21 protein-coding genes are annotated in these 24,307 nt (G+C 72.7%); 4 read left to right on the top strand and 17 right to left on the bottom strand.

From position 1 onward, the window contains the following. Positions 1 to 3: 3 nt before the first annotated feature. The 17 genes from MWM08_RS01775 to hrpB form a co-directional block, all read right to left on the bottom strand. Positions 4 to 501: a Spy/CpxP family protein refolding chaperone gene (locus MWM08_RS01775; RefSeq protein WP_244457757.1), complete on the bottom strand. Its 498-nt coding sequence runs from the start codon at positions 499 to 501 to the stop codon at positions 4 to 6. Positions 502 to 539: 38 nt separating this feature from the next. After that, positions 540 to 857 carry a GCG_CRPN prefix-to-repeats domain-containing protein gene (locus tag MWM08_RS01770; protein ID WP_244457756.1) on the bottom strand — a complete coding sequence of 106 codons (318 nt, stop codon included), beginning with the start codon at positions 855 to 857 and terminating at the stop codon, positions 540 to 542. A 22-nt stretch (positions 858 to 879) separates the two neighbouring features. Beyond that, entirely contained in the window at positions 880 to 1,140 is a 261-nt protein-coding gene (locus MWM08_RS01765) for a hypothetical protein (RefSeq protein ID WP_244457755.1), read from the bottom strand. Between the two features lie 400 nt (positions 1,141 to 1,540). Then, complete coding sequence (locus MWM08_RS01760) at positions 1,541 to 2,335, bottom strand: heme ABC transporter ATP-binding protein (protein ID WP_423816004.1); 795 nt, start codon at positions 2,333 to 2,335, stop codon at positions 1,541 to 1,543. Beyond that, a complete protein-coding gene (locus MWM08_RS01755; protein WP_244457753.1) occupies positions 2,302 to 3,372 on the bottom strand; it encodes a FecCD family ABC transporter permease in 1,071 nt (356 codons plus the stop codon). Before MWM08_RS01755 ends, MWM08_RS01760 begins: the two co-directional genes overlap by 34 nt. After that, complete coding sequence (locus tag MWM08_RS01750; RefSeq protein WP_244457752.1) at positions 3,369 to 4,235, bottom strand: heme/hemin ABC transporter substrate-binding protein; 867 nt, start codon at positions 4,233 to 4,235, stop codon at positions 3,369 to 3,371. Before MWM08_RS01750 ends, MWM08_RS01755 begins: the two co-directional genes overlap by 4 nt. Further along, the gene (locus tag MWM08_RS01745) at positions 4,232 to 5,266 is read right to left on the bottom strand and encodes a hemin-degrading factor (RefSeq protein WP_244457751.1); all 1,035 of its coding nucleotides are present in this window, start codon (positions 5,264 to 5,266) and stop codon (positions 4,232 to 4,234) included. Before MWM08_RS01745 ends, MWM08_RS01750 begins: the two co-directional genes overlap by 4 nt. Before the next feature lie 133 nt (positions 5,267 to 5,399). After that, entirely contained in the window at positions 5,400 to 7,334 is a 1,935-nt protein-coding gene (locus tag MWM08_RS01740; RefSeq protein WP_244457750.1) for a TonB-dependent hemoglobin/transferrin/lactoferrin family receptor, read from the bottom strand. A 185-nt stretch (positions 7,335 to 7,519) separates the two neighbouring features. Beyond that, the gene (gene hemP, locus MWM08_RS01735; protein WP_244457749.1) at positions 7,520 to 7,681 is read right to left on the bottom strand and encodes a hemin uptake protein HemP; all 162 of its coding nucleotides are present in this window, start codon (positions 7,679 to 7,681) and stop codon (positions 7,520 to 7,522) included. A 564-nt stretch (positions 7,682 to 8,245) separates the two neighbouring features. Then, positions 8,246 to 8,887, bottom strand: coding sequence for a TetR/AcrR family transcriptional regulator (locus MWM08_RS01730; protein ID WP_244457748.1), 642 nt, complete (start codon positions 8,885 to 8,887; stop codon positions 8,246 to 8,248). Positions 8,888 to 8,893: 6 nt separating this feature from the next. After that, positions 8,894 to 12,043, bottom strand: coding sequence for an efflux RND transporter permease subunit (locus tag MWM08_RS01725; RefSeq protein ID WP_244457747.1), 3,150 nt, complete (start codon positions 12,041 to 12,043; stop codon positions 8,894 to 8,896). A gap of 12 nt (positions 12,044 to 12,055) precedes the next feature. Further along, positions 12,056 to 13,264, bottom strand: a complete 1,209-nt coding sequence (locus tag MWM08_RS01720; RefSeq protein WP_244457746.1) for an efflux RND transporter periplasmic adaptor subunit — start codon at positions 13,262 to 13,264, stop codon at positions 12,056 to 12,058. Between the two features lie 228 nt (positions 13,265 to 13,492). After that, on the bottom strand, positions 13,493 to 13,753 hold the full coding sequence (locus MWM08_RS01715) for a hypothetical protein (RefSeq protein ID WP_244457745.1): 261 nt from the start codon (positions 13,751 to 13,753) through the stop codon (positions 13,493 to 13,495). A gap of 57 nt (positions 13,754 to 13,810) precedes the next feature. Continuing rightward, entirely contained in the window at positions 13,811 to 15,235 is a 1,425-nt protein-coding gene (locus MWM08_RS01710; RefSeq protein WP_244457744.1) for a sensor histidine kinase, read from the bottom strand. Positions 15,236 to 15,247: 12 nt separating this feature from the next. Beyond that, the gene (locus MWM08_RS01705; protein ID WP_244457743.1) at positions 15,248 to 15,928 is read right to left on the bottom strand and encodes a winged helix-turn-helix domain-containing protein; all 681 of its coding nucleotides are present in this window, start codon (positions 15,926 to 15,928) and stop codon (positions 15,248 to 15,250) included. A 295-nt stretch (positions 15,929 to 16,223) separates the two neighbouring features. Beyond that, a complete protein-coding gene (locus MWM08_RS01700) occupies positions 16,224 to 17,282 on the bottom strand; it encodes a S1C family serine protease (RefSeq protein WP_244457742.1) in 1,059 nt (352 codons plus the stop codon). Positions 17,283 to 17,313: 31 nt separating this feature from the next. After that, complete coding sequence (hrpB, locus tag MWM08_RS01695) at positions 17,314 to 19,839, bottom strand: ATP-dependent helicase HrpB (protein WP_244457741.1); 2,526 nt, start codon at positions 19,837 to 19,839, stop codon at positions 17,314 to 17,316. Between the two features lie 197 nt (positions 19,840 to 20,036). Here hrpB and MWM08_RS01690 point away from each other — a divergent pair, with 197 nt between their 5' ends. The 4 genes from MWM08_RS01690 to MWM08_RS01675 all read left to right on the top strand — a co-directional run bounded on the left by MWM08_RS01690 (position 20,037) and on the right by MWM08_RS01675 (position 24,149). Beyond that, entirely contained in the window at positions 20,037 to 22,040 is a 2,004-nt protein-coding gene (locus MWM08_RS01690; RefSeq protein ID WP_244457740.1) for a VWA domain-containing protein, read from the top strand. A 123-nt stretch (positions 22,041 to 22,163) separates the two neighbouring features. Next, positions 22,164 to 22,820, top strand: coding sequence for an EI24 domain-containing protein (locus tag MWM08_RS01685; protein WP_244457739.1), 657 nt, complete (start codon positions 22,164 to 22,166; stop codon positions 22,818 to 22,820). A 107-nt stretch (positions 22,821 to 22,927) separates the two neighbouring features. Then, positions 22,928 to 23,593 carry a bactofilin family protein gene (locus MWM08_RS26395; protein ID WP_279323226.1) on the top strand — a complete coding sequence of 222 codons (666 nt, stop codon included), beginning with the start codon at positions 22,928 to 22,930 and terminating at the stop codon, positions 23,591 to 23,593. A 22-nt stretch (positions 23,594 to 23,615) separates the two neighbouring features. After that, positions 23,616 to 24,149, top strand: coding sequence for a hypothetical protein (locus tag MWM08_RS01675; RefSeq protein WP_244457737.1), 534 nt, complete (start codon positions 23,616 to 23,618; stop codon positions 24,147 to 24,149). Positions 24,150 to 24,307 lie beyond the last annotated feature (158 nt).

The following is a 24,307-nucleotide window of genomic DNA, read 5'->3' as shown; positions in this document are numbered from 1 at the left end:
GGATCAGCCTTCCTCTTCCTCGAACAGCCAGAGCTGCCCGCTGGCCTGCGCCGGGCCGGCATGGTCGGTCATGCCGAGGAAGGCCGGCAGGCGCCGGCGCTGGGCGTCGGTCAGCGCGTTCACCAGCGGCTTCGCGGCATCCACGAAGCGGCGCAGGTCGCGCCCGCGCGCCGCCTCGCCGTCGGCGATGGCGCCGAGTACATCGAGGAAATGCGCCGGCGGCGTGGCGGCGAAGCGCTGCGCGCGCCGGTTGGCGGCGTCACGCACGATGTCCCGGATGGCCGCTTCGACAGCCGCCCAGAGCGGCTCCTGCTGCGGCGTCAGCGCGATCACCGCCTTGAGCGCGGCGAGGCGCGCGTTGAGCACGGCGCGGGCGTCGTCCGCCGTGTAGTCGGGCACGGTGGCCGCGGCCGGCGCAGGCTGCGCCTGGGCGAGGCTGATGGCCGGGGGGGCGGCGACGGCCAGCATGGCGGCGGTGGCGAGGGTGAGCAGGGTTTTCATGGCGAAGGTCCTTGGGATCCGGTGTGTCGGTTCGGGTGTCATTGCCAGCCGCCGCCAGGCAGGCGGCCGTGATACGGGGTGTCGCGGCAGTGCCCCCAGGGCCCGTGCCAGAAGCCAGGCGGGCAGCCGTTCCAGCCAACCGGCGGCCCGCCGTAGCCGTAGCCAGGGCCGGGGCCCCAGCCGGGGCCGCGACAGCCGCCCCAGGGGCCGCGCCAGCGGCCGGGCCCGCAGCCCTCGGCGACCGGGGTGACGGGCGTTGCCGCCATGCCGAGCGCCGGCGGGAAGGGCGAGGCGGAGGCCGGGGCCGCCGCGGCGATCAGTCCGGCGAAGGCCGCGATGATGGTCAGGGTTCTCATGGTCATCGTCCTGGTCTGGAGGTCAGCGGAAGGCGAGGCGGGCGAGTTCGATCTCGTTCAGCGCGCCGCGGATCAGCCGCGCCGCCTCGGCCTTGTGGCCGCCGAAGCGGTCGGGGGCGCGGTGCAGCGCCTCGAGCGCCGCGGCGAGGTGTGCTTCCGCCTCGGTGAGGTTTGGGAAGGGCAGCTGCGCCACGGTGCAGCCGGCCGCCAGCATGCCGATGCCGGCGGTCAGCAGGGGCAGGGCGCACAGCATTCCGCGCCGGTCGTGTTCGGTGTCCGTCATCATGCTCTCCGTCAGCGACGATCGGCGCCCGGCCGTGTCGTGGAGACGCTTTTGCGCCGCAGCAGCACGGCGCGCATGACCAGGACTGATGATGGCGCGCGGGGGCGCGCAATTGGCCGGGCCAGCACGCAAACCCTGACCCCACGCGCGGTCGGCAGGTCGCCGTTCCCCCTGACCCGCCACGACTTCAGGCCTTCGCGCGCACAGGCTGCCTGCCCTGCCGCAGAACATCGCGCTGCGGCGCGAGCCTGGGGCCAGGGGTTGCGCGCCGATACCGAGGATTCAGCGCTTCCGCCGCACTGGCGCCGGTCGCGGTGCCGAGCACCTCCGGCCGCATGTCGGTGCAGAGGCGACCCGCGCGACCATGACGCGGCGTCGCCTCAGCCGTCGGCCGCCGGCGTCATGCGCCAAAGGCCGGCGCCAGCACGCCGTCCAGGCTGCGGAAGCCGATGCCATAGACGCGTTCCAGCAACGCGGGCTGCAGCACCGCCCCCGTCGGACCGAATGCCACGAGCCGCCCGGCGTCCAGCACCGCGACTTGGTCGGCCACGAAGGCGACCTCATTCAGATCGTGCAGCACCACCAGGATGGCGAATCGATCCCGCGCGAGCCGACGCAGCAGCGCCAGCAGCGCCGCGCTGTGCTTCACGTCGAGGCTCGCCGTCGGTTCGTCCAGCAGCAGGGCCGCGGGCCGCGCCGCGACGTCGAGCTGCGCGAGCGCGCGCGCGCATTGCACGCGCTGGCGTTCCCCGCCCGACAGCGTGGGATAGGTGCGGCCCGCCAGGTGCCCGACACCGGCCGCGGCAAGCGCGGCCAGAACGGCAGCGGCGTCGCGTGGCGCCTCCGCCGTGCCGCGCCACGGCAGGCGCCCGAGGCCCACCACCTCGGCCACCGTCATTGGGAAGGCGAGCGCGACATGCTGCGTTACCACCGCACGCCGGCGCGCCAGCGCCAGCGGCGTCCAGGCCGACAAGGGGCGCCCCTCGCATGACACACGCCCCACATGCGGCGTGAGCTCGCCCGCCACGACGCGCAGCAGCGTGGACTTCCCCGCCCCGTTCGGCCCGACCACCGCGACAACCTCCCCCGGCACGAGCGCGAGCGAGACGTCCTCCAGCAGCGCATGTCGTCCGGCACGGATGCCGATGCCCTCGGCTGCGATCATGCCGCTGTCCCCCGCCGTCGCAGCAGCCACAGGAAGAAGGGCGCGCCCAGCAAGGCCGTGACCACGCCGACTGGCAGTTCCGCCGGCGCCGCCAGGCTGCGTGCGGCAAGGTCGGCCAGCACCAGCAGCGTGCCGCCGAGCAAGGCCGCGCCCGGCAGTACCAGCCGATGGTCCGCGCCAAAGCCGAGGCGAATGAGGTGCGGCACCACCAGCCCCACGAAGCCGATCAGCCCCGTGAAGGCGACGCCCGCCGCGACGGCGATGGCGGCGAGCACCATCGTCATGCGCTTGACCACCTCCACCGGCACGCCGAGGTGAAACGCCTCCGCCTCACCCAGCAGCAGCGCATTGAGCGGGCGCGCCAGCAGACACAGTAGCAGCGCCGGCAGCCCGACCAGCAGCAGCACGACGGGCACGTGCGCCCAACGCGCACCGGCCAGGCTGCCCAAGGTCCAGAAGGTTATGTCGCGCACCTGGCGGTCATCCGCCATGAAGATCAGAACACCGGTGAGCGCGCCGGCCAGCGCGTTCACGGCCACGCCGGCAAGCAGCAGCGTCGCGACCGAAGCGACACCGCCGACCGTGCCCAGCCGCGCCATCAGCAGCGTCGCCACCACCCCGCCGACGAAGGCTGCGACCGGTAGCAGCCACAGCCCGAGCAGCCCGGCCGCGGGGCCGAACACGCTGCCGCTCAGCACGATCGCCGCGACGGCGGCCAGCGCGGCGCCTGCCGAGACGCCGATCAGCCCCGGATCGGCCAGCGGGTTGCGGAACAGCCCCTGCATCGCAGCTCCCGCCGCGCCGAGCCCGGCGCCGATCAGCGCAGCCAAGACCACGCGCGGGGCGCGGATCACGCCGAGCACCGCGGCATCGCGCGCATGCTCCGCCGGCAGCGGCGCGATGCCCAGCGCATCCGCGATCGTCGCGAACAATCCCGCCGCCGTGATGCGCGCCGGCCCCAGCAGCAGCCCCGCCACGACCGCGCCCAGCAGCGGCAGCAGCCCGAGCGGGAGGAGGGCGAGGCGACGCCCTGCTCGCGGCAAGGCGCCGGCCAGGCTTGCCCTCACGCCCAGGCCCGCGCCGGCAGGTCGGGCAGCATCGCGCCCGGATGCACCAGCCGCGCAAGATCCCGCCGCGCATGCGCCGCGCGCGGCCCGAAGCCGAGCACGTAGGATCCATCCACCACCAGGATGCGCCGATTGCGCGCCACCGGCGTGACGGCGAGCGCGGGCATGCCGAGCAGCGCCTCTACGCCGCCGGATTCGGCGATCGCGTGGTCCATCATCACCACCGCTTCCGGCGCCGCCTGCGCCGCTGCCTCGGCCGAGAGCGGCCGGTATCCGGTGAAGCCGGAGACGGCATTCACCGCACCGGCCGACCGCAGCATCGCATCCGCCTGGGTGCCCTGCCCGGCCACCAGCGGCGCGCCGCGCGCGGCCGACAGCACGAACATTGCCCGCACGGGCTGCAGCGCCGCGATCGGCGCATCGAGCAACGCCCAGTCCGCCCGCACCGCCGCGGCCAGCGACGCGCCGTCGGTGCCGAGGGCCGCCGCCACCGCCGCAATCTTGCGCATCACCGCCTCGGGTTCCTGCGCCTCGGGGATGGTCGCCAGCGGCGTACCCGCGGCGCGCAGCACCGCGATCGCCTGGGCCGGGCCGGCATCCTCCGACAGCAGCACCAGGTCGGGGCGGAGCCCGACCAGGCCCTCGGGCGCCAGCGCGCGCATGTAGCCGACCTGCGGCAATGCACGCACCTGCGCCGGAAAGCGGCTCGTGCTGTCCACCGCGACCACGTTCTCGCCGGCGCCGAGGGCGAAGACCGTCTCGGTGACCGACCCACCAATCGAGACGATGCGCCCGGCCTGCGCCGCCCGGGCCGCGATCGGCGCCGCGAGCACGGCCGCGAGGACCGATCGCCGGCCGGTCACGCCGCGTGCTCCGCGAGCGCATGGCGCGTCTCGACGCTGGCGGCCACCTCGCGCCATTCATCGCGTTCGGGCTGGCCGGGCTTGCGCGCGCCGAACAGCAGCGCGATCACCTCGCCCGCGGCGTCGAGCAGTTCGACGGACGTGACGGCTCCATCCTCGGTCGGCTTCACCACGCGCCAGGCCTCGGCCACGCCGGCCTCCCGCAGGTGAAGGTTGAAGTCGGGGTCGAGCACGTTGAACCAGCCGCGCACATCCACCAGGCGCGACACCGGACCGGTATGGATCTGGATGGCGGCGCGGTTGCCCACGAACACCATCACCGGCACCGCGCCGGCGGCGGCCAGGCGCAGCGCCTGCGCGCCGGCATCGGCCGACAGGCGCAGCGCGAGATCCTCGCCCGCCAGCCCGAAGGCCTGCCGGCGCGAGGTGCCGTGCCGGCGAAGCATCGGGAAGAAATCGTGCGTGTCGCGCAGGCCAAGCCAGTCGCTGCGCAGCGCCGCGGCATCCACCACGCCCGGCGCCGCCACGGGGCTCGGTGCCACGGGCGCGGCAGGCGGCGCGGCGGCGGCATCGATCGCGAAGTCGCGCAGGATCCCGGCCCAGCCGTCGCGGTCGGTCGCGTCGGTCGCGAAGACCTTGTGCGCGGCCACGCCATCGGCGTCGAAGACCTGGATCGACGGGCGTTCGCCACCCAGTGCATAGGCATGCGCCCAGCGCCCGGGGAACAGCCGCAGGTCGATGTCCGGGCCGAGCACCAGGATATGACCCGGCCCAGCGGAGACATCTTCGAAGCGCCCGTGGCGTTCATGCACCGCGTGGTCGTTGCGTGTCAGCGCCATGACGCGCCCGGCGCGTGGCATGGCGCCGATCAGCGCGGCCCAGTCGGGGCGCAGCGGGGTGGCGGGGCCGGTGGCGCCCGAGGCGACCAGCGCGGCCTCGGTGGTGCCGAGCCGTTCGGCCGCATCGCGCGCGCGGACCATGGTGCCGGCGCTGCGCAGCAATTCGGCGTGGCGTTCGACCAGGGCGGTCATGGGCGGTCTCTCCTTCGTCGGTTCGGTCGGAAATGGAGGGCAGCTCGACGCAGGCGGCCCAGGCGCGCGGCCGCTTCGACGGCGGGGCGGCAGCGCCGCGGCATCGCGCAAGGCGGGCCGCCGCGGGCATCGTTCAGAAGGTGAGCGTGACGGCGCCGCGGATGTTGCGCCCCGTCTCGTAGAAGGGCGGCGGCGGCGAGGAGTTCCACGTCGACCGGCGGTAGGCCTGGTCGAACAGGTTGTCGACGCCGACGTCGAAGCGCAGGTTCGGCGCGAAGGTCGGCCGCCAGGACGCGTAGATGTCGAGCAGCCCGTAGCCCGGCGTCTCCTGCGCGAGGCCCGGAATGTTCGTCGGGTTGCGGTCCTGCGTGGCCACCAGTTGCCAGCGTGCGCCGACCACCACCCCGTCCTCGAGGAAGCGGTAGCCGCCCGACAGCGTGGTGCGCGCCGCCGGCACCGATGCCAACGGCTGGTCGTCGGTCAGGTTGTCGCCACGCAGCGCGCTGGCCGACACGGCGGCGAACCAGCTGCCGGCATCGTATTGCAGTTCGGCCTCGACGCCCGAGATGCGCGCCGTACGTACGTTGCGCGAGACGGTGGTGCGCGTGAAGACCAGCTGCTCGATGAAGTTGTCGATGGTGTTCCGGAAGGCGGTGACGCGCATGCGCAGTCGGTCGCCGTCCCGCAGGACATCGCTGAACCGCAGGTTCACGCCGGCCTCGATATTGTGCGAGGTCTCCGGCTGCAGTGTCGGATTGGGCACGAACACATTGCCAGGGAAGTGCTGGCCCGCGACGTACAGCTCGGTCAGGGACGGCGCGCGGAACGCCTCGGCATAGGAGACATAGGGCTGCAGCCAGGGCAGCAGCTGGTAGGCGGCGCTGACCTTGGGCGAAAGCCGGTCCACATCGTTGCCCGGCAGGTTGCCGGCGGCCGACTGGCTGAAGGCGTCGTAGCGCAGCGCGCCCACCAGTGTCAGGTCACCGATTGCGACCTGGTCCTGCAGGAACACCGCGAAGACTTCCTGCGAAGCGGAGGGGAACTGCGCGCGCGGGCGGCCGTTCTGCGTGCCCTCCTGTTCGTCGCGGTAGAATTCGGTGCCGACGGTCAGCGTGTGGTTGTCCCAGCCGAACAGGGCAAACCGGCTGGTGTTCTGCGCATCGATGCCGTTGGTGGTCAGGTCCGTCGTGTCGCGCGCGCGGGTGCCGGTCTGGCGGCGTTCCTGAAGCAATACGTGATTGTGATAGGCGACGATCTGCGGGTTCAGCCAGGGCAGGTCGGGATCGGCGTAGCTGTAGCGCAGCGTATAGACCTGCTGTTCCGTGATGCGGTCCGTCACCGACTGCGTCGTCGCGGTATTCGCCGCGATGGGGATGACGTGGCTGTCGCGGAACATGATGCCCGACAGGTCGAAGCTGTGGTTGCCCGGCCGCCACTGCAGCCGTGCCAGCCCGTTCGCGACGCGGTCCGCGGAATACGGAATGGTATTGCCCGGCCCGTCGGTCAGGTTCTGGTTGTTGAAGCCCGAGATCGCAGCGAGTGCCGCGAAATCGTCCACCCGCGCCGCGCCGGCGGCGAGGCCGCGCCACATGCTGCCCTGCGACTGGTAGCCGCCGCGCAGGTATGCGCCGAGGTCGTTGCCCGGCTGGATGATGTCGTCGGGTTCGATGGTGCGCATGGCGATCACACCGCCGATCGCGCCCGATCCGTACAGAGTCGATCCCGGCCCGCGCAGCACGTCGATCTGGCGCAGCAATTCGGGGTCGATGAACATCCGGCCGCGATGGCCGGCGTTGAAGTTGTTCCGCGCACCGTCGACGCGGAAGACGATGCGGTCCGACCCCAGGCCACGGATCAGCGGTTCCATCGCGGTGGTGCGCGGCGCGCCGGAGATCTCGACGCCGGGAACGTCGCGGATGGTCTCGCTGACCGATCGCGCGTCGCGGTCCAGGATGTCCCCGCGCCGCAGCACGCTGACCGGCACCGCGCTGTCGCCCGAGACGGTCGGCGTGCGGGTGCCGGTGGTGGTGACGGCATCGAGCGGCGTGGCCGCTGCGGGGGGCGCCACGGGATCCGGGGCCGGGCTCTGCCCTGCGGCCGGGAGACCTGCGAGCAGGACAAATGAGGCGGTGAGGAAATGACGCGAGTCCATCGGGTTCCGATCTCGTTGGTCGGCGCCTGGCGGGCTCGCAGACGGACCGGCTGTCCGTGGCTGGCTGGCTTGGCTTGGTGTTGATGCCGGGAAGCGGCGGGCTACTTGGTGAGGATCAACTTGCCGTTGCTCGTGAGGCGAAGCCGGTAGGCCTCGCCTGCATGCTGGATGACGACCTCGCGTGCGCCCTTGAAGACGTCCTCGCTGCGCAGCACGACAGGCGTGTCGGTGATGTTCTGCTGCTCGGCCAGGGGCTCGATCACGCGTGAGCCCCCGCGCCCGCTTGCCGGCCGCGAGCGCGAGCGACCCAGATATGGCGCACGGACATTTCGACGGGTTCCCTTCGGCGAGGCTTGAGCTGGCGACAACGGCGCGCGCGCCGCTGACGACGCGCCGCCGCGGGCGTTTTAGCAAACTTGCGAATGCGTCGCAATGGCACAATTCAGGATGGTACGGTTAGGTCCCTGCCCCAGTCGTCCTTCGGCATGACGGCCGCGGCATCCGCGGCCGCCCGCACGCTCTGCGCGCGCAGCGACGTGGCGATGGTGGCCCGGTCGGACGCGTCGTCGTGGTATCCCGAACCGTCTTCGCGCCGCTACGCGCGGGGCTGGTCACGGGACGCATCACATCGCGCGGGATCGACGCGGCGATGCCCACGCCGACATGTTTCGGGTTGCAAGTGCGAGTCCCGCACCGCGCGCGGCGTTCACGGCCGGCGGGTCAGTCCGGCTGGTCCTGGCGGCCATGCCCGCCGGCAAGGCCGGCGCCGAAGGGCCCGCATCGCGCAGACAGTCCAATGGCGGAACCGCAGCCCGGCGGAAGGGTGGTCAGACGCCGGCGGGATCCTGCACGCGGACAGCCACGCCATCGAGGAAGATCCTGACCGCCTCCCCGGCGAGCGCCTCGATCTCCTGCGCTTCCAGGGGGTCGCGCACGCCGAGCAACAGGCGCATCTGCGCCGAGCCCAGCACCATGCCGTACAGCATCCGCGCCGCCGCGGCAGGATTGGACAGGCGCAGCCGTCCCGCCGCGACCTCCGCGCTCAGGCGACGTTCCAGCGCGCTTGACCCGCGGCTGGTCAGCACGCGATGCGTCGCCGCCGCGAGTTCCGGCGAGCGCTGCCGCTCGCCGATCACCAGCCGGAAGATGCCGATCTGCCGCGCCGCCAGCAGGTGCCCCGCGGCCGCCGTCAGGATGCCGGCGAGCGCCCGCCGTAGGTCAGGCTCATGCTCGGCATCGAGGGCGATCGGCACCAGGGTCGCCGCGATCGTCGCCTCGAACAGGGCGGCCTTGGACGGATACACCTGATACAGGGTGCGCTTCGACATCCCGGCCGCGCGCGCCACCTCGTCCATGCTGGCGGCGGCATAGCCGTCGCGCAGGAACACGCCGGCGGCCGCCTCGCACAGACGCTCGCGGCGCGCTTCGCAAGTTACGACGCCGCGCGGACGGTCCAGCACCTCGCTCACGCGCGTCTATTCCGCCGGTGCGTGCAGGGATGTCGCCGGCGCGGGCGCCGCTTCCTCCTTGCGGCGCGCGCCGAAGATGCGCAGCACCAGCACGAAGAACAGCGGCACGAAGATCACCGCGAGTACGGTGCCTGCGACCACGCCGCCAATCACACCGATACCGATCGCGTTCTGCGCGCCCGACCCGGCGCCCGATGCAATCGCCAGCGGCACCACGCCGAGCGTGAAGGCCAGCGATGTCATCACGATCGGCCGCAGCCGCTGTCGTGCCGCCTCGGTCGCTGCCTCGGCCAGGGACAGGCCGCGGTCGAAGCCCTCGCGTGCGAATTCCACGATCAGGATGGCGTTCTTTGCGGTCAGGCCGATCGTCGCCAACAGGCCGACCTGGAAATACACGTCGTTGGCCAGGCCCTTGAACAGCGTGGCGGCGACGGCGCCCAGCACACCGAGCGGCACCGCCAGCATGACCGAGGTCGGGATCGACCAGCTTTCGTAGAGCGCGGCAAGGCACAGGAACACCACCAACAGCGACAGCGCATAGAGCGCCGGCGCCTGGCCGGAGGATTGCCGTTCCTGGAAGGATATGCCGCTCCATTCGAAGGCGAAGCCGGGCGGCAGCTGGGCCGCGAGGCGTTCCATCTCCGCCATCGCCTGGCCGGTGGTGAAGCCGGCGGCGGGCATGCCCTGGATCTCGCGCGATGGGGTGCCGTTGAAGCGTTCGAGCCGCGGCGAGCCGAATTCCCAGACGGTGCGCCCGAAGGCGGAGAACGGCACCATCTGGCCCTGCGCGTTGCGCACGAACCATTTGTCGAGGTCCGAGGGCACCATGCGCGCCTCGGGCTGGCCCTGCATGAAGACACGCTTGACCCGCCCGCGATCCATGAAGTCGTTGACGTAGGTGGATCCCCAGGCGGTCGACAGGGTGGTGTTCACCTCGGTGACCGACAGGCCGAGCGCGCTCGCGCGTTCCCAGTCCACGATCAGGCGGAACTGCGCCTCGTCGTTCAGGCCATTGGCGCGCACGCGGGTGAGCACGGGGCTCTGCTGTGCAAGCGATAGCAACTGATCGCGCGCGGCCATCAGTGCCCCATGCCCCTGCCCGCCCCGGTCCAGCAGCTGGAACGAGAAGCCCGTGGCATTGCCGAGTTCGCGCACCGCCGGCGGCGAGGAGGCGATGACCAGGGCATCCTGGTAGCGCCCGAAGCGTTCGTTGATCCGCGCGGTCAGCGCCAGCACGTTGTCCTGCGGGCCGCGCCGGGCGTCCCAGTCGCGCAGCGTGATGAAGCCCAGGCCGGAATTCTGCCCGCGCCCGCCGAAGCTGAAGCCATTGATAGCGAAGAAATTGTCGACGACGGCGTTCTCTTCCTCGCGCAGGTAGCGGCCGATCTCGTCAAGCGCGCGCTGCGTGCGGTCGGCGGTGGCGCCCGGCGGTGCGGTCACCTGCACGAAGGCGATGCCCTGGTCCTCGTTCGGCAGGAAGCCGCCGGGCAGGCGCATGAAGCCGTAGCCGAGTGCCGCCAGCAGCGCGGCATAGACCACCAGCATACGCGCGGGCCGGCGCAGGCTGGCGCGCACGCCACCCACATAGCCGCGGGTGAGCCGGTCGAAGCCGCGGTTGAACCAGCCGAAGACGCCGCGCTTGCCCTGGTCGGGCTTGTGCGGCTTCAGCATCGTGGCGCAGAGCACCGGCGTGAAGAAGATCGCGACCAGCACCGACAAGGCCATGGCGGTGGCGACAGTCACCGAGAACTGCCGGTAGATCACGCCGACCGAACCGCCGAAGAAGGCCATCGGCAGGAACACGGCCGACAGCACGAGTCCGATGCCCACCAGCGCGCCGGTGATCTGGTCCATCGACCGCCGCGTGGCCTCGAGGGGCGAGAGGTGCTCCTCCGCCATCACGCGCTCGACGTTCTCGACAACCACGATGGCATCGTCGACCAGCAGTCCGATCGCCAGCACCAGGCCGAACATAGTGAGCGTGTTGATGCTGAACCCCAGCGCGCTCAGCACGGCGAAGGTTCCCAGCAGCACCACCGGGATCGCCATGGTCGGGATCAGCGTGGCACGCAGGTTCTGCAGGAAGACGAACATGACGACGAACACGAGGACCACCGCCTCGATCAACGTCATGATCACGGCCTTGATGGACCGCTGCACGAAGGGCGTGGTGTCCTGCAGGTACATTACCTCGAGCCCCGGCGGGAAGCTCGGGCGCAGGCGGTCGATCGTGGCACGGACGGCCGCGGCCGCCTCCAGTGCATTCGCCCCGCTTGCCAGGCGGATCCCGATGCCGCTCGAGGGCCGGCCGTCCAGCAGCGTGGTGATCGCGTAGTTCTCGCCGCCGATTTCGATGCGCGCGACATCGCGCAGGCGCACCTGCGCGCCGTCAGCGCGCACGCGGATCAGAATGGCGCCGAAATCCTCCACCGTCTGCAGGTAGGACGGGCCGATGATGGTGGCGTTCAGCTGCTGCCCGGGCACCGCCGGCAACGCGCCCATCTCGCCGCTCGAGACCTGCACGTTCTGCGCGCGCACCGCGGCCGCGACATCCGCGGGCGTGAGGCCGAAATTCACCAGCTTCGCGGGATCGAGCCAGATGCGCATGGCGAACTGCGCGCCGAAGACCTGGAAATCCCCCACGCCGGGCGTACGGCTGATTGGGTCCTGGACATTGGCCACCAGGAAGTCGGAGATGTCGATCCGCTCCATCCGCCCGTCGGTCGACACGAAGCCCACCACCAGCAGGAAGTTGCCCGACGACTTCACGACGCGGATGCCCTGCTGCTGCACGGTCAGCGGCAGGCGCGGCACGGCCAGCTGCACACGGTTCTGCACCTGCACCTGCGCGGTGTCGGAATTGGTGCCGGGCGCGAAGGTCAGCTGGATGCGGGCCTGGCCGTCCTTGGTGGTCTGGGAATCGAAGAACAGCAGGTTGTCGATGCCGCTCAGCTGCTGCTCGATCACCTGCACGACGGTGGTCTGCACCGTCTCGGCCGACGCACCGGGGAAGGTCACGTTGATCGAGATCGCGGGCGGCGCGATCGCCGGGTATTGCGAAACCGGCATGCCCCGCAGTGCCAACAGCCCCGTCAGCATGATGCCGATGGCGATCACCCAGGCAAAGACCGGGCGATCGATGAAGAAGCGGGCCATCGCGCGCGCGCCTCAGCTGCCGGTGGTGGCGCGCTCGCGCGCCTGCACGCGTGTGCCCGCACGGATGCGCTGCAGGCCTTCGATCACCACGCGCTCGCCTTCCGCCAGGCCCTGCGTCACCAGCCAGTCATTGCCCACCGTGCGGCTCGCGCGCAGCATGCGGCTCTCGACCACGCCCTCGGCGTTCACCACGAAGGCCATGGGCTCGCCGCGCGGGGTGCGCAGCACGGCGCGCTGCGGCACCAGGATCGCGCGATCGGTCACGCCTTCCTCGACCCGCGCGCGCACGAACATGCCCGGCAGCAGCAACTGGTCCGGGTTCGGGAAGACCGCGCGCAGCGTGACCGACCCGGTCCCTTGGTCGACGATTACCTCGGAGAACTGCACCTCGCCGGCATGGGGGTATTCCGACCCGTCCTCGAGCACCAGGCGCGCCGTCGCACGGTCGGCCGACGGGCGCCGCAGCGCGCCGCTTTCAACGTCGCGCCGCTGCTGCAGCAGTACGGCACTGGGCTGGGTGAGGTCGACCAGGATCGGATCGAGCTGCGTCACCGTCACCAGGGCGGTGGACTGGTTCGCGGTGACCAGCGCGCCGGGCGTCACGGTCGCGCGCCCGGTCCGCCCCGCAATCGGGGACGCCACGCGCGTGTAGCCGAGGTCGATCCGCGCGGTCTCGAGCGCGGCGCGGCTTGAGATGATGTCGGCCTGGACCTGGCGCAGCGTCGCCTCGGCATTCTCGAGGTTCTGCTCGCTCACCGCCTGCACCCGCGCCAGCGCACGCAGCCGGTTGGCGGTGCTGAGCGCCACGCGTTCGGCGGCCTCGATGCGCGTGAGCGCCGCCTCGGCGCGCCGCACAGCCGCCTCGAACGGTGCGGGATCGATCTGGAACAGGGGGTGGCCGGCGGCCACGGACTCGCCCTCGGTGAACAGGCGTTCGCGCAGCACGCCGCCGACCTGGGGGCGGACCTCGGCCGCGCGGTAAGGCGCGGTGCGGCCCGGCAGCACCGAGGTCACCGGGATCTCGCGGCGTTCGAGGGTTACCACCGTCACCGCAACCGGTGCGGGGGGCGCACTGCTGGCGGCGGCACGCATGGGGGATTCATCGCAGCCGGCCGCGGCAACCCCCGCAAGGCCCAACGCCAGGATGCGCGCCCGCCAGGCGGCCGACGCCAGGATTGCGCGCGTGGCCACGCGCGGCGGTTCGCCGGACAGTCTCGACATGGGGCCTCGTTTCGTTCGGAGAATTCGTCGCTGCCGGGAACTGGTGAGTTTCCGAAGGACTTCAACCGGCCGTCCGAGACGATTTCCGACGAATTCGAGCTGACGGCGCGCGATCTGGCGCGGAAATGTGCAGGCAATCCACCCGGTGACGCCAGCATGGGCGGTGCCGAACATGACGCGCACGCTGGCCGTCTCCAGGGTCCGGGACGCAGCCGCTCCCGGCCCGCGTCACTCCTCCAGGCGCGCCGCCCGGATCGCCCGGCGCAACCGCGCTACGCCGGATCGTGGGTGGCCGCTCTCGCACAGGCGCATCCCGTCCTCGGCCAGGCTGCGCGCGGGTTCCTTGTCGGCCCCAGGCAGCGGTGCCAGGCGCTGCACCAGTTCGCGGCAATAGTCCGGGCTATCGGTGGTGACGCGCGCGACCGGCTCCGCTCCGGTCACCGGGACAGGTGCAGCCAGTACGAACACGAGGAACGGCAACCGTACCATGATGCCAGCATCGCAGACGCCGCCTCGCCGTCCGGTGACCCAGCCATGACCTTGCCGTCATGCAAGGCCCAGGCGGATGCTCGCCCGCAGGCCCGGCAGCGCCGCGCCGGGCGTCGCGTCCTCCAGCACCAGGTCGCCACCATGCAGGTAGGCCACCGCGCGCACCAACGACAGGCCAAGCCCCGAACCCGGCGTGCCGCGCGAGGCGTCGGCGCGAAAGAAGCGTTCGCCGGCGCGCGCCCGGTCGGGCGGCAGCAGCCCCGGCCCGCTGTCCTCGACGATGATGTCGATGCGCTCGCGCGCCGGCGCCCGGGCCGTGATACGGACCTGGCCGCCCGGCGGGGTGAACTTCAGGGCATTGTCGACCAGGTTGCCCACCGCCTGCGCCAGCAGGTCCCGGTCCCCCACCACATCGAGCCTCGGCGGCACGTCGATGGCGATCGCCTGGCCCCCGCTCTCGGCGACGGCCCCGTAGAACTCGGCCACGTCGGCCAGCAGCGGCACGAGGTCGAGCGGCGCGAAGGCGGCGCGCCGTGCCCCGGCCTCGGCCTCCGCGATGCGCAGCAGGGCGCCGAACACGCGGGTGATGTGGTCAAGGTCCGCAATGCCCTGTTCCATTGCCATCCGCAGCGCCTCGGCGTCGGCCTGCCCGCCCAGCGCCTCCTCAAGCTTGGCCCGCGCGCGCGCGATCGGCGTGCGCAGGTCGTGCGCGATGGAATCGGACACGCCCCGCACGCCGTCCATCAGCCGGTCGATGCGTTCGAGCATGTCGTTCATGCTCTCGCCCAGCCGGTCGAATTCATCGATGCGCGTGGAGATCGGCACGCGCCGCGACAGGTCGCCCGCCGCGATCGCCTGCGCGGTCAGCGTGGCGGGACGCAGGCGCTGCTCCACCGCGCGGCGCAGCACTGCCGCGCCGACCAGCGCCACGAAGGACGCCGCCACCGCCGCCCAGGCAAGGCCCTCGGCCAGCAGGGTGCGCAGCGCCTGCTTCTCCTCGACGTCGCGCCCCACGACCAGGCTGTGGCGTTCACCCAGCAGCAGGGCATAGAGCCGCGCGTCGATCCGGCTGCCTTCGCGCTGGACCGCGCCGAAGGACCAGGGTGCCTCGGGCGAGACGTCCGGCGGCCAGCGGTCGAGATTGCCGGCGAGCCGCACGCCGTTGGCGTCGAGCAGCAGGTAGATCGCCGTGCCCTCCACGTCCGAGGCGAGCCGGTCGGCGATCGCCTCGGTCACCGCGCCCGGTCCGGCCTCGCGCCAGCGCTCGATCAGGCCGAGCGCATCGGTGCGGATGGCCGCGTCGGTCTGCCGGTCGAGCGACCCCGCAGTGGCGTACCACAGCACCAGTGCAAACAGTGCGGCGGCGCCGATGAAGATGCCGGCGAACAGCAGCGCGAAGCGGAAGCCGGCGCTGCGCAGGAAGCGCAGCAGCCCCTCCCAGCCGCCGGCCGGCGCGCCCAGGGGATAGGGCGGGGGCGACATGGTCGGGCCCGCTCAGGCCTCGGCGCGGATCATGTAGCCGGCATTGCGCACGGTATGGATCAGCGGCTTGTCGAAGCCCTTGTCGATCTTCTGGCGCAGCCGGCTGACATGCACGTCGATCACGTTGGTCTGCGGGTCGAAGTGGTAGTCCCACACCTTCTCGAGCAGCATGGTGCGCGTCACCACCTGTCCGGCATGGCGCAGCAGGTGCTCGAGCAGGCGGAACTCCCGCGGCTGGATCTCGATGCGCTTGCCCGCGCGCGTGACCGACCGCGCGAGCAGGTCCATCTCGAGGTCGGCGATCTTCAGCCGCGTGGCAGGCGCATCCATGGTCGGGCGCCGAGCCAGCACCTCGACCCGCGCCAGCAGTTCCGCGAAGGCGAAGGGCTTGACTAGGTAGTCGTCACCGCCCGCCTTCAGCCCCTTCACGCGTTCATCGACCGCCGACAGCGCCGAAAGGAACAGCACCGGCGTGCGGTTGCCCTGCGCGCGCAGCGTCTCGACCAAGCGCACCCCGTCCACGCCGCCCGGCAGCATGCGGTCCAGCACCAGGATATCGAAGGATTCCGACGCCGCGAGGAACAGCCCGTCGCGCCCATTGGCCGCGTGCTCGACATTGTGCCCGGCTTCGGCCAGGCCCTTGCGCACGAAGCGCGCGACCTCGGCATCGTCCTCGACCAGAAGTATCCGCATTCCGTGCTTCCAGGGCTCGCACGCGCCCATGCGGCGCGACGTCCAGAGACCATAGACCGGATTCCGGCCCGGCAGGAATCCCGGCCACCCTTTCGAGCACCTGGCGTGGGCGGACCGGCCGAAGCTCGGCGCCGGCGGCCCTCGGCGCCTGTAAGGCACGTCCGGCACGTCCGGCACCGGCCGGTACGCCCACCCGGCCACCCCCGTCAGTGTCCCGGAAGGGCTGGCCGTGCGGGGGTGCGAACCCGTGCCCAACGTCTCGAATGCATCAAAAGGCGCATTCGCGATCAGACACTCAGCCCTCGCTCGGCCGCCGTCCGATCTGCACCGCGATCTCCTGCACCCGCCCCGCGCGCTGCAGCGTCAGGCGCACCGTCTCGCCCGGCGGCAGCACCGCGACACCGCGCACCAGCGCGCGTGACGTGGTCACCGCCTCCCCGTTCAGCGCCGTGACCAGGTCGCCCTGGCGCAGGCCAGCGCGCGCGGCGGGGCTGCCGCGCTCGACACCCATGATCACCGCACCGCGCTGGCGCCTGCCCTGTTCCTCGGCGTCGGAGACCGACACGCCGAGCCATCCGCGATCGACCCGCCCGCCCCTCAGCAGCGCCTCGATCACCGGCCGCGCGAGGTCGGAGGGCACCGCGAAGCCGATGCCCGCCGAGGCACCGGAGGGCGAGTAGATGGCCGTGTTGATGCCGATCACCTCGCCCTGCATGTTGAACAGCGGCCCGCCGGAATTGCCCGGGTTGATCGGCGCGTCGGTCTGGATGAAGTCGTCGAAGGGCCCGGCGCCGATATCGCGCCCGCGCGCCGAGATGATGCCGCTGGTGATCGACCCGCCCAACCCAAACGGGTTGCCTGCCGCCATCACCCACTGGCCCACGCGCATATTGCCCGAAACGCCGAGCGAGACGGCGGCGAGCGGCGCGCGCGGCGTGATGCGCAGCAGTGCGAGGTCGGTCAGTTCGTCCGCCCCGATCAGGCGCGCCACATAGTCCGTCCCGTCCTGCGTCGTGACAGTGACGCGGGTGGCGTTGCCGACGACATGCCCGTTGGTCACCACGATGCCCGCCGGCTCGATGATGAAGCCCGATCCGGCGCCCTGGACCAAGGGCGCGCGCCGACCGCGTTCGACCGGGCCGCCGCGCGACTCCGCCGCACCGCCGGTCGTCTCGCGGCTCGTGACCTGGATGCTCACCACCGCCGGCAGCACGCGCTCGGCAAGGTCGGCGAAGTCGGGCAGGCCGCGCTGGGCGCGCGCCGGTCCCGAGCAGGCGGCGAGCACACCCGGCAACAGCAGGGCCGCGCGGCGCGACAGGCGGGGCGAATCGGACGATGGCTGGGGCGCGGTCACGCAGGCAATCTGCGCTTGCCACCCCGCCCGTTCAACCAGGCGCTGCCGGATCCTCCGGCCAGGCGTGCTTCGGATAGCGGCCGCGCATGTCGCGGCGCACCTCCGCCCAGCCGCCTTTCCAGAAGCCTGCCAGGTCGCCTGTGACGGCCACCAGACGCCCGGCGGGCGACAGCAGCGCCACCTGCAGCGGCACCCGCCCGCCGGCCAGCGGCGGCATGGCGGCCAAGCCGAACAGGTGCTGCGCGCGCGCCTCCAGCGTGGGGGTGTCGCGCGCGTAATCGATGGCGGCGGACCGCCCGCCCGGCAGGGCGATGCGCGCCGGCAGCGCGGCATCCAGCGCGCGGCGACGGTCCCAGGGCAGGGCATCGACCAGGAGCACCGCAAGGTCCAGCGCGCGCAGTTCGGCCAGGCGCGTGCGCCCGTGCAAGTGCGGCGCGAGCCAGTCGCGCACCGAGGCCACCAGCGCGGCGTCCGAGACATCCGGCCAGGCCTCGCCCTCGACCCGCCGCATCCAGCCGATCCGTGCCTGCGCCTGGCGCGCGGCGTCGATCCAATTGAGGTCGCGCAGCCCGCGTTCGGCCGCCGCCTCGGCCAGGGCGATCGCCACCGCGGCGGGGTCGGCATGCGGCAGCGTCGATTCCTCGAGCACCAGCGGGCCGAACATCAGCCGGCGCCGCGCCACCACGGCGCCGGCACGTGCGTCGAAGGCCGCCCCTTCGTCGCGGCGGAGCCGTTCCGGGAAGCGCGCTTCCAGCACGGCGCGGTCGATCGGCGCTGCCATGCGGATGCGCGTGTCGGTGCCCTGCAGTTCCAGGTCGGCCACGGCCAGCAGCGCGGCACGCGCGAGCGGATCGGTCACAGGCAGCCGGGCGCCCTGGCCTGATGCCAGCCGGAAGGCGCCATCCATGGTGCCGCGCTTGGCCGCGATGCGGTCGGGGAAACCGGCGGCGAGCAGCGCGCCGGCATCGCCCTGCGCCGCGACCGACCCATGCACGCGCAGCCGCCTCCGATGCAGCGCCGCGGCGCGGCGGATGCGGTGGATGGCACCTGCGTCGGAATCGCCGCGGTCGCGGCCATGCAGAAGGTCCAGGCGCAGATGAATATCGGAAGGCGCGTCGCGCCCGCGAATGGGGTCGCGTTCCTCGAGCAGCGCGGCGATGTCCGCCGCCAGCGCGCGTTCCCCGTCATCCGTCGCTGCCAGCATCATGCGCGCGAGGCGCGGATGGGTGCCGAGGCGCGCCATGCGCCGCCCGACATCGGTGATGCGCCCGGCCCCGTCCAGCGCATCGAGATCGCGCAGCAGCGCCTGCGCCGCGGCCACCGCGCCGGCCGGCGGCGGGTCGAGGAAGGCGAGTGCTGCGGGCGCCGCGCCCCAGGCGGCGCAATCCAGCACCAGGGAGGAGAGCTCCGCCTCCAGCATCTCGGGCCTGTCGGCCTGCGGCAGGCCTCGGTGCAGCGCCTCGGTCCACAGGCGGATCGCAACGCCCGGCGCCTGCCGCCCGGCGCGCCCGGCGCGCTGTTCCGCGGCCGCGCGGCCGATGCGCAGCGTGGCCAGCCGCGACAGGCCGGTCGCGGCATCCAGCCGCGGCGCGCGGCGATACCCGCCATCCACCACGATGCGCACGCCGGGCACGGTCAGCGACGTCTCGGCAATGGAGGTCGCCAGCACCACCTTGCGGCGGCCATCCGGCGCGGGGTTCAGCGCGATATCCTGTTCGGCCGGCGGGAGTTCGCCATGCAGCGGCACGACCAGCGCATCGAGGCCCGACAGGCGTTCGGCCGTGCGCCTGATCTCGCCCCAGCCGGGCAGAAAGGCGAGCACATCGCCGGGGTGGTCGCGCAGCGCGTCGCGGATGGCGCCCGCCATGGCCTCGGGCAAGTCACGAGCGTCCTTGAGGTCGCGGCTGCGATGCTTCACCTCCACCGGAAAGGCGCGACCCAGGCTTTCGATGACCGGCGCCTCGGCGAGCCCGATCGTCGGCCCGCCGGCGGGCGCGGAGGCGTCATCCGGCCCGGTCTCCGCATCCTGCGACGCCCCGGCGCCCATGAGCCGCGCGAAGGCCGCGCCGTCCAGCGTGGCCGACATCGCCAGCAGCCGCAGCTCCGGCCGCAGGTTCGCCTGCAGGTCGAGGCACAATGCGAGCGCGAGGTCGGTGTCGAGGTTGCGCTCATGCGCCTCGTCGAACAGCACCGCGGCCACGCCTTCCAGGCCGGGGTCCGATTGCAGCCGGCGCACCAGCAGGCCCTCGGTCACCACCTCGACGCGCGTGCGATCGGACACCAGGCGGTCGAGCCGTGTCGCCAGGCCGATGGTGCCGCCGGGCTGGCCTTCGCCCAGCATGTCGGCCATGCGCCGGGCAGCCGCGCGGGCCGCGACGCGGCGCGGTTCCAGCACCAGGATGCGGCTTCCCTCGGCCCAGGGCTCGTCCTTCAGCACCAGCGGCACCAACGTGGTCTTGCCCGCGCCGGGTGGTGCGACGAGCACGGCGTTGGGCGCGGCGCGCAGCGCGGCGGTGAGGCGCGGCAGCGCCTCGGCAACCGGGAGGTCGATCATCATGCCGGCCCCGTCTAGCGCGTGGCGCCGCGAACCGCGATGGCGCGCGCTGCGGTCGGCGCGCGCAGCGCCCGTCCCCGGTGTCGCGCGGGCCACCCGGCTGCACGAAGCGCCGCGCAGATCTTGCCGTTGCAGCGCGTCCCCGCGATGGTTGCGGCAACGTCGTCAATCAAAGCGACATCGCACGGAGCCGGACCCTGATGCGCCACTTCCTTGGCCTTGCCTTCACGCTCGCCTGCCTCGGTGCGCCATCCGCGCATGCGCAGCAGCCGGCGCAGCAAGCGGGCGAGACCATCGTCATCCTCGACATGTCGGCCTCGATGTGGGGGCGGATCGGCGACCAGACCAAGCTCGAGATCGCGCGCGAGGCGGTGCGCGGCATGTTCTCCCGCTTCCCCGCCGGCAGCCGGGTTGGGCTGATGGCCTATGGGCATCGCCGCGCCGGGCAATGCAGCGACATCCAGGTGCTGTTCGAACCCGGCCCGGTGGACGCCGCCGCGGCCGGCCAGGCGCTGGACCGCCTGACCGCGCGCGGCCGGACGCCGCTGACCGAATCGGTCCGCCAGGCGGCGGCGGCGCTGCGCGTGCGCGAGCGTGGCGGCACCATCATCCTGGTCACCGACGGCATCGAGACCTGCGACGGCGACCCCTGCGCCCTCGCTGCTGAGCTCGAATCCGCCAATGCGTCCTTCACCGCCCATGTCGTGGGCTTCGACCTGCGGACGGCCTCCGAGCGCGCCCGCGTCGCCTGCATCGCCGAGCGCACCGGCGGGGTGTTCGTGCCCGCGGCCAATGCGGATGAACTGGCCGGCGCCCTGGCCCGCGCCACCGAGGCGCGGCCCGCGCCCACCACCCCTGTCGCGCCCCCGCGTGGCGTCGGCCTGCGCGCCACCAACGGCCCCGGCGGCCCGACCCTGGCGGAGGCCACCTTCACCGTGCTGCGCGAAGGCGAGGAAACGCCGGTGCATGAAGGCAGCGCCGCCAGCCTGCCGTTGGCGCCGGGCCGCTACATCGTCACGGGTTCGACGATCGACCGCATCGGCACCGTGACCGCCGAGGTGACCGCGACCGCCCCGGCCGAGATCGTCGTGCCACTGGCCGACGCGCTGCCGCGCGCGACGGTCACGCCGGCGCGCACCAGCGTCGATGCCACCACGACGGTCGAGGTCACCTGGACCGGACCGAACGAACCCGGCGACTACCTGGTCATGGCCCCCGCCGCGCAGGGCCAGGAGGAACCCGAGACCCGCCATTACGCCTATGCCCGCGACGGCAGCCCCGCCACGCTGCGCGCCCCCGGCGTGGCCGGCGCCTACGAGGTCCGCTACGTGCTGGCCCGTGCCGCGCGGCCGATCGGGCGTGCCTCGATCACGGTCACACCGGTCACCGCCACCCTTGCCGCGCCGGCCGAGGCCGCCGCCGGCAGCCCGGTCGCGGTGCAATGGACCGGCCCGCGCGCGCCGGGCTCCTGGATCGGCATCGTGCCGGCGGGCGCGCCGCCCGCCCAGTACATCGCGGGCGGCTTCGTCTATGTCGAGGATGCCGCGACGCCGCTGACCCTGACCGCCCCGGCGGCCGCCGGCGCGTACGAGATCCGCTTCGTCGAGGGCATCGACGGCACGCCACTGGCGACCCGGCCGCTGGCGGTGACCGCCGCGACAGCGACGCTGGATGGTCCGGACAGCGGCATGGCCGGCAGCCCGGTAACGATCCGCTTCGCGCCGGCCGCGGCATCGCAGGGCAGCTTCATCGCCATCGTCGCGCCCGATGCGGCTGCCAGCGACTATATCCAGGGCTCCTGGGCCTATGCCGAAGGCGGCGAGGTCGCCTTCCACCTGCCGCCAACGGCCGGGCGGTACGAGCTGCGCTATGTCCTGGTCGCGCCGGGCAGCGCCGAGATCATCCTGCGCCGCCCGATCACCGCGACGGCGCCGGCCGCGACGCTGACCGCGCCCGCGACCGGTGCCGCCGGCACGCCGATGACGGTCGGCTTCACCGGGCCGCGTGGCAGTGCGGATTACATCGCCGTCGCCGCGGTCGATTCCGCTGGCGACCAGTACATCACCTACTTCACCATCGGCGAGGCGGCGCAGGGCGAGATCACCCTGCCCGAGGAAAAGGGCACCTACGAACTCCGCTACGTCATGGGCGCGGCGGATGCGGCGAACGCCGTGATCGCCCGCCAGCGCATCACCGTGCACTGACGCGGCAGGGGCGGCCCGGCACGGCCCAACCGGGGCGCAGCGTGCCGCCCGGCAGCGCCGTTGCGGGCCGGTGCGGCGGCGCCCCCCTCGTCGTGACGCGCGATCCGTCCGATATGGCGGCGCATGATCCGCGCCGTCGCACTCGCCTTCGCACAACTCGACGACCCAGCCTTCCGGCGCCCCTTGCTGTGGGGCGTGCTCGGCGCCCTGCTGGCGGTCGGGCTGCTCACCTGGGGCGCCATCGAGGGCGCGGCCTGGCTGGCCGGCGGGACCGGCTGGCTGTCCTGGCTGGCCCAGGCGGGCGGCGGGCTGGCCGCGCTGGTCCTGGCCTGGTGGCTGTTCCTGCCGGTAGCGGCGGCGATCGCGGCACAGTTGGTCGAACCGGTCGCTGCGGCGGTGGAACGCCGCCACTACCCGGCCCTGCCGCCGCCGCGGGGCGCCTCGGTCGCGGCGCAGGTGGCGTTCGGGTTACGATTCGGCTTGCGGCTGCTGGTCGTGCAGGTGCTGTTGCTGCCGCTGCTGTTCATTCCCGTGGTGGGGGTGGTGCTGGCGCTCGCGGTCTCGGCCCATGCGCTGGGGTCGGGCATGGTGCAGCAGACCGCGCTGCTGAGGATGGACCCGGCGCAGGCGCGCGCGGCCTGGCGCCGCCTGCGCTGGTCCGGCTGGGGACTCGGCCTGGTGCTCGCGGCGATGGCACTGGTGCCGCTGCTCAACCTGCTGGTGCCGGTGCTGGGCACCGCGGCCGCCGTTCACCTGCTGCAGCGTGGCACGATCGCGTGAGGTGGTGATTCCTGGGGATAATCCCGGCTGCGGCGTTGTGGCGGGCTTCCGGCGCGTGCTAGCCCCGACGGGCACCACGCAACAGCCGGGAATCGAGGGGAACCGACATGTCGATCTTCCGCCGCAAGGATGAGACGGGCCAGCCCGAAGCCACGCCGGCCAGCGTGCCGGTCGCGCGCGATTCCGACCTCGCCATGCCGCCCTTCCGGCCGGCCGGCGTTCCGCTGCCGGCTACGGCATCGGGCCCCGCCGCGCCGAAGCCCAGCGCACCGCCCGCCGGCGCCGGCGTGGCGCGGGTGCCGCCCGCACCCGGCGCCGCGCCCAGCGGGCCGGCCGCCGCCCGTGGTGGCCCCGGCCGCGCCGAGGCCGCCGACCGCCGCACCATGATCATCGGCAAGGGCATCAGCCTTCAGGGCACGGTGACCGAGGCCGAGAAGCTGGTCATCGAAGGCACCATGGAAAGCCAGTTGCTGCAGGCGCAGGAATTGGTGATCAGCCATTCCGGCGTCTTCAAGGGCGAGGTCCAGGTCGAGGACGCCGAGATTGCCGGCGTGTTCGACGGCACCCTCACCGTCAATGGCAGCCTGACCATCCGCGCCACCGGCCGGGTGATCGGTGTGGCGCGTTCGCGCCGCCTGTCGGTCGAGGATGGCGGCCAGCTCTCCGGCAAGATGGAGATGATCACCGGGGATGCCCCGGCCGCGACCGCGCCGCGCCTGGCGCCGGTGCCGGTGCCCGCGCCGGCCCGCACCACCGAGCCCGCCGACGCCTGACGATCCGGCCCGGGCGCGCCCGATGTCTGGCCTGCGCCCGGCCGTCCTGCTGCCGATCCTGGCCCTGGGCTGTTCTGCCGACCGGGGCGAGGAAGCGACAGCGTTGTTGCAGCAGGCACTGTTCTCGACCCAGGCGAGCCTCGCCATGGCCGGCGGCGCGGCACCTGCGCAATCCGGTCGGGCGGCACCGCCTGCGGGCCGGCCCTCGGTCGCGGCCGCCACGCCACCAGCTGTCGCGCCAGGCCCCCGCCAGCGCGGCAGCACGCCGCCTGGGTCGGCGGCGGCGCTCATGGGGTCGAGCGCCGACCAACTCCGCCGGATGCTCGGCGACCCCGCGCTGCGCCGCGCTGAAGGCGAGGCCGAGATCTGGCTCTACGAGGCACCGCCCTGCCGACTCGACCTCGTGCTCTATCCGCAGGGCGGCGCGCTGGTCGTGGCGCATGCCGCAGCACGGGCGCATGGCACCGCGCAGGGCGTGACGGAAGCAACGTGCCTGTCCGCCATCGCCGCAGCGCCCGCCACCCTGCCCTGGGGCGACCCGGGACCACGGGCGTGATGGCCGTTCCATGACACGCCCGGTGCTGCCGGGCGGCAGCGCGGCGCGAGCAGACGCCAATCGGATGGAACCCTCCGATGGGGTGAAGATGCGCGCGACAACGGAAGGCTAGACGCGTTGCAGCGGGCCAAGACAAGCGGAACGGGCTGCAGCGGACG

This window comes from Roseomonas fluvialis (assembly GCF_022846615.1).
GTDB lineage: Bacteria > Pseudomonadota > Alphaproteobacteria > Acetobacterales > Acetobacteraceae > Neoroseomonas > Neoroseomonas fluvialis.
This window is presented reverse-complemented; position numbering and strand designations above follow the sequence as displayed.

What these genes read in the sequence shown, in the direction of transcription:
- MWM08_RS01775 (WP_244457757.1), bottom strand. Translation starts at nt 501, where the DNA reads ATGAAAACCCTGCTCACCCTCGCCACCGCCGCCATGCTGGCCGTCGCC.
- MWM08_RS01770 (WP_244457756.1), bottom strand. Translation starts at nt 857, where the DNA reads ATGAGAACCCTGACCATCATCGCGGCCTTCGCCGGACTGATCGCCGCG.
- MWM08_RS01765 (WP_244457755.1), bottom strand. Translation starts at nt 1,140, where the DNA reads ATGACGGACACCGAACACGACCGGCGCGGAATGCTGTGCGCCCTGCCC.
- MWM08_RS01745 (WP_244457751.1), bottom strand. Translation starts at nt 5,266, where the DNA reads ATGACCGCCCTGGTCGAACGCCACGCCGAATTGCTGCGCAGCGCCGGC.
- MWM08_RS01725 (WP_244457747.1), bottom strand. Translation starts at nt 12,043, where the DNA reads ATGGCCCGCTTCTTCATCGATCGCCCGGTCTTTGCCTGGGTGATCGCC.
- MWM08_RS01720 (WP_244457746.1), bottom strand. Translation starts at nt 13,264, where the DNA reads ATGTCGAGACTGTCCGGCGAACCGCCGCGCGTGGCCACGCGCGCAATC.
- MWM08_RS01715 (WP_244457745.1), bottom strand. Translation starts at nt 13,753, where the DNA reads ATGGTACGGTTGCCGTTCCTCGTGTTCGTACTGGCTGCACCTGTCCCG.
- MWM08_RS01710 (WP_244457744.1), bottom strand. Translation starts at nt 15,235, where the DNA reads ATGTCGCCCCCGCCCTATCCCCTGGGCGCGCCGGCCGGCGGCTGGGAG.
- MWM08_RS01705 (WP_244457743.1), bottom strand. Translation starts at nt 15,928, where the DNA reads ATGCGGATACTTCTGGTCGAGGACGATGCCGAGGTCGCGCGCTTCGTG.
- hrpB (WP_244457741.1), bottom strand. Translation starts at nt 19,839, where the DNA reads ATGATGATCGACCTCCCGGTTGCCGAGGCGCTGCCGCGCCTCACCGCC.
- MWM08_RS01690 (WP_244457740.1), top strand. Translation starts at nt 20,037, where the DNA reads ATGCGCCACTTCCTTGGCCTTGCCTTCACGCTCGCCTGCCTCGGTGCG.
- MWM08_RS01685 (WP_244457739.1), top strand. Translation starts at nt 22,164, where the DNA reads ATGATCCGCGCCGTCGCACTCGCCTTCGCACAACTCGACGACCCAGCC.
- MWM08_RS26395 (WP_279323226.1), top strand. Translation starts at nt 22,928, where the DNA reads ATGTCGATCTTCCGCCGCAAGGATGAGACGGGCCAGCCCGAAGCCACG.
- MWM08_RS01675 (WP_244457737.1), top strand. Translation starts at nt 23,616, where the DNA reads ATGTCTGGCCTGCGCCCGGCCGTCCTGCTGCCGATCCTGGCCCTGGGC.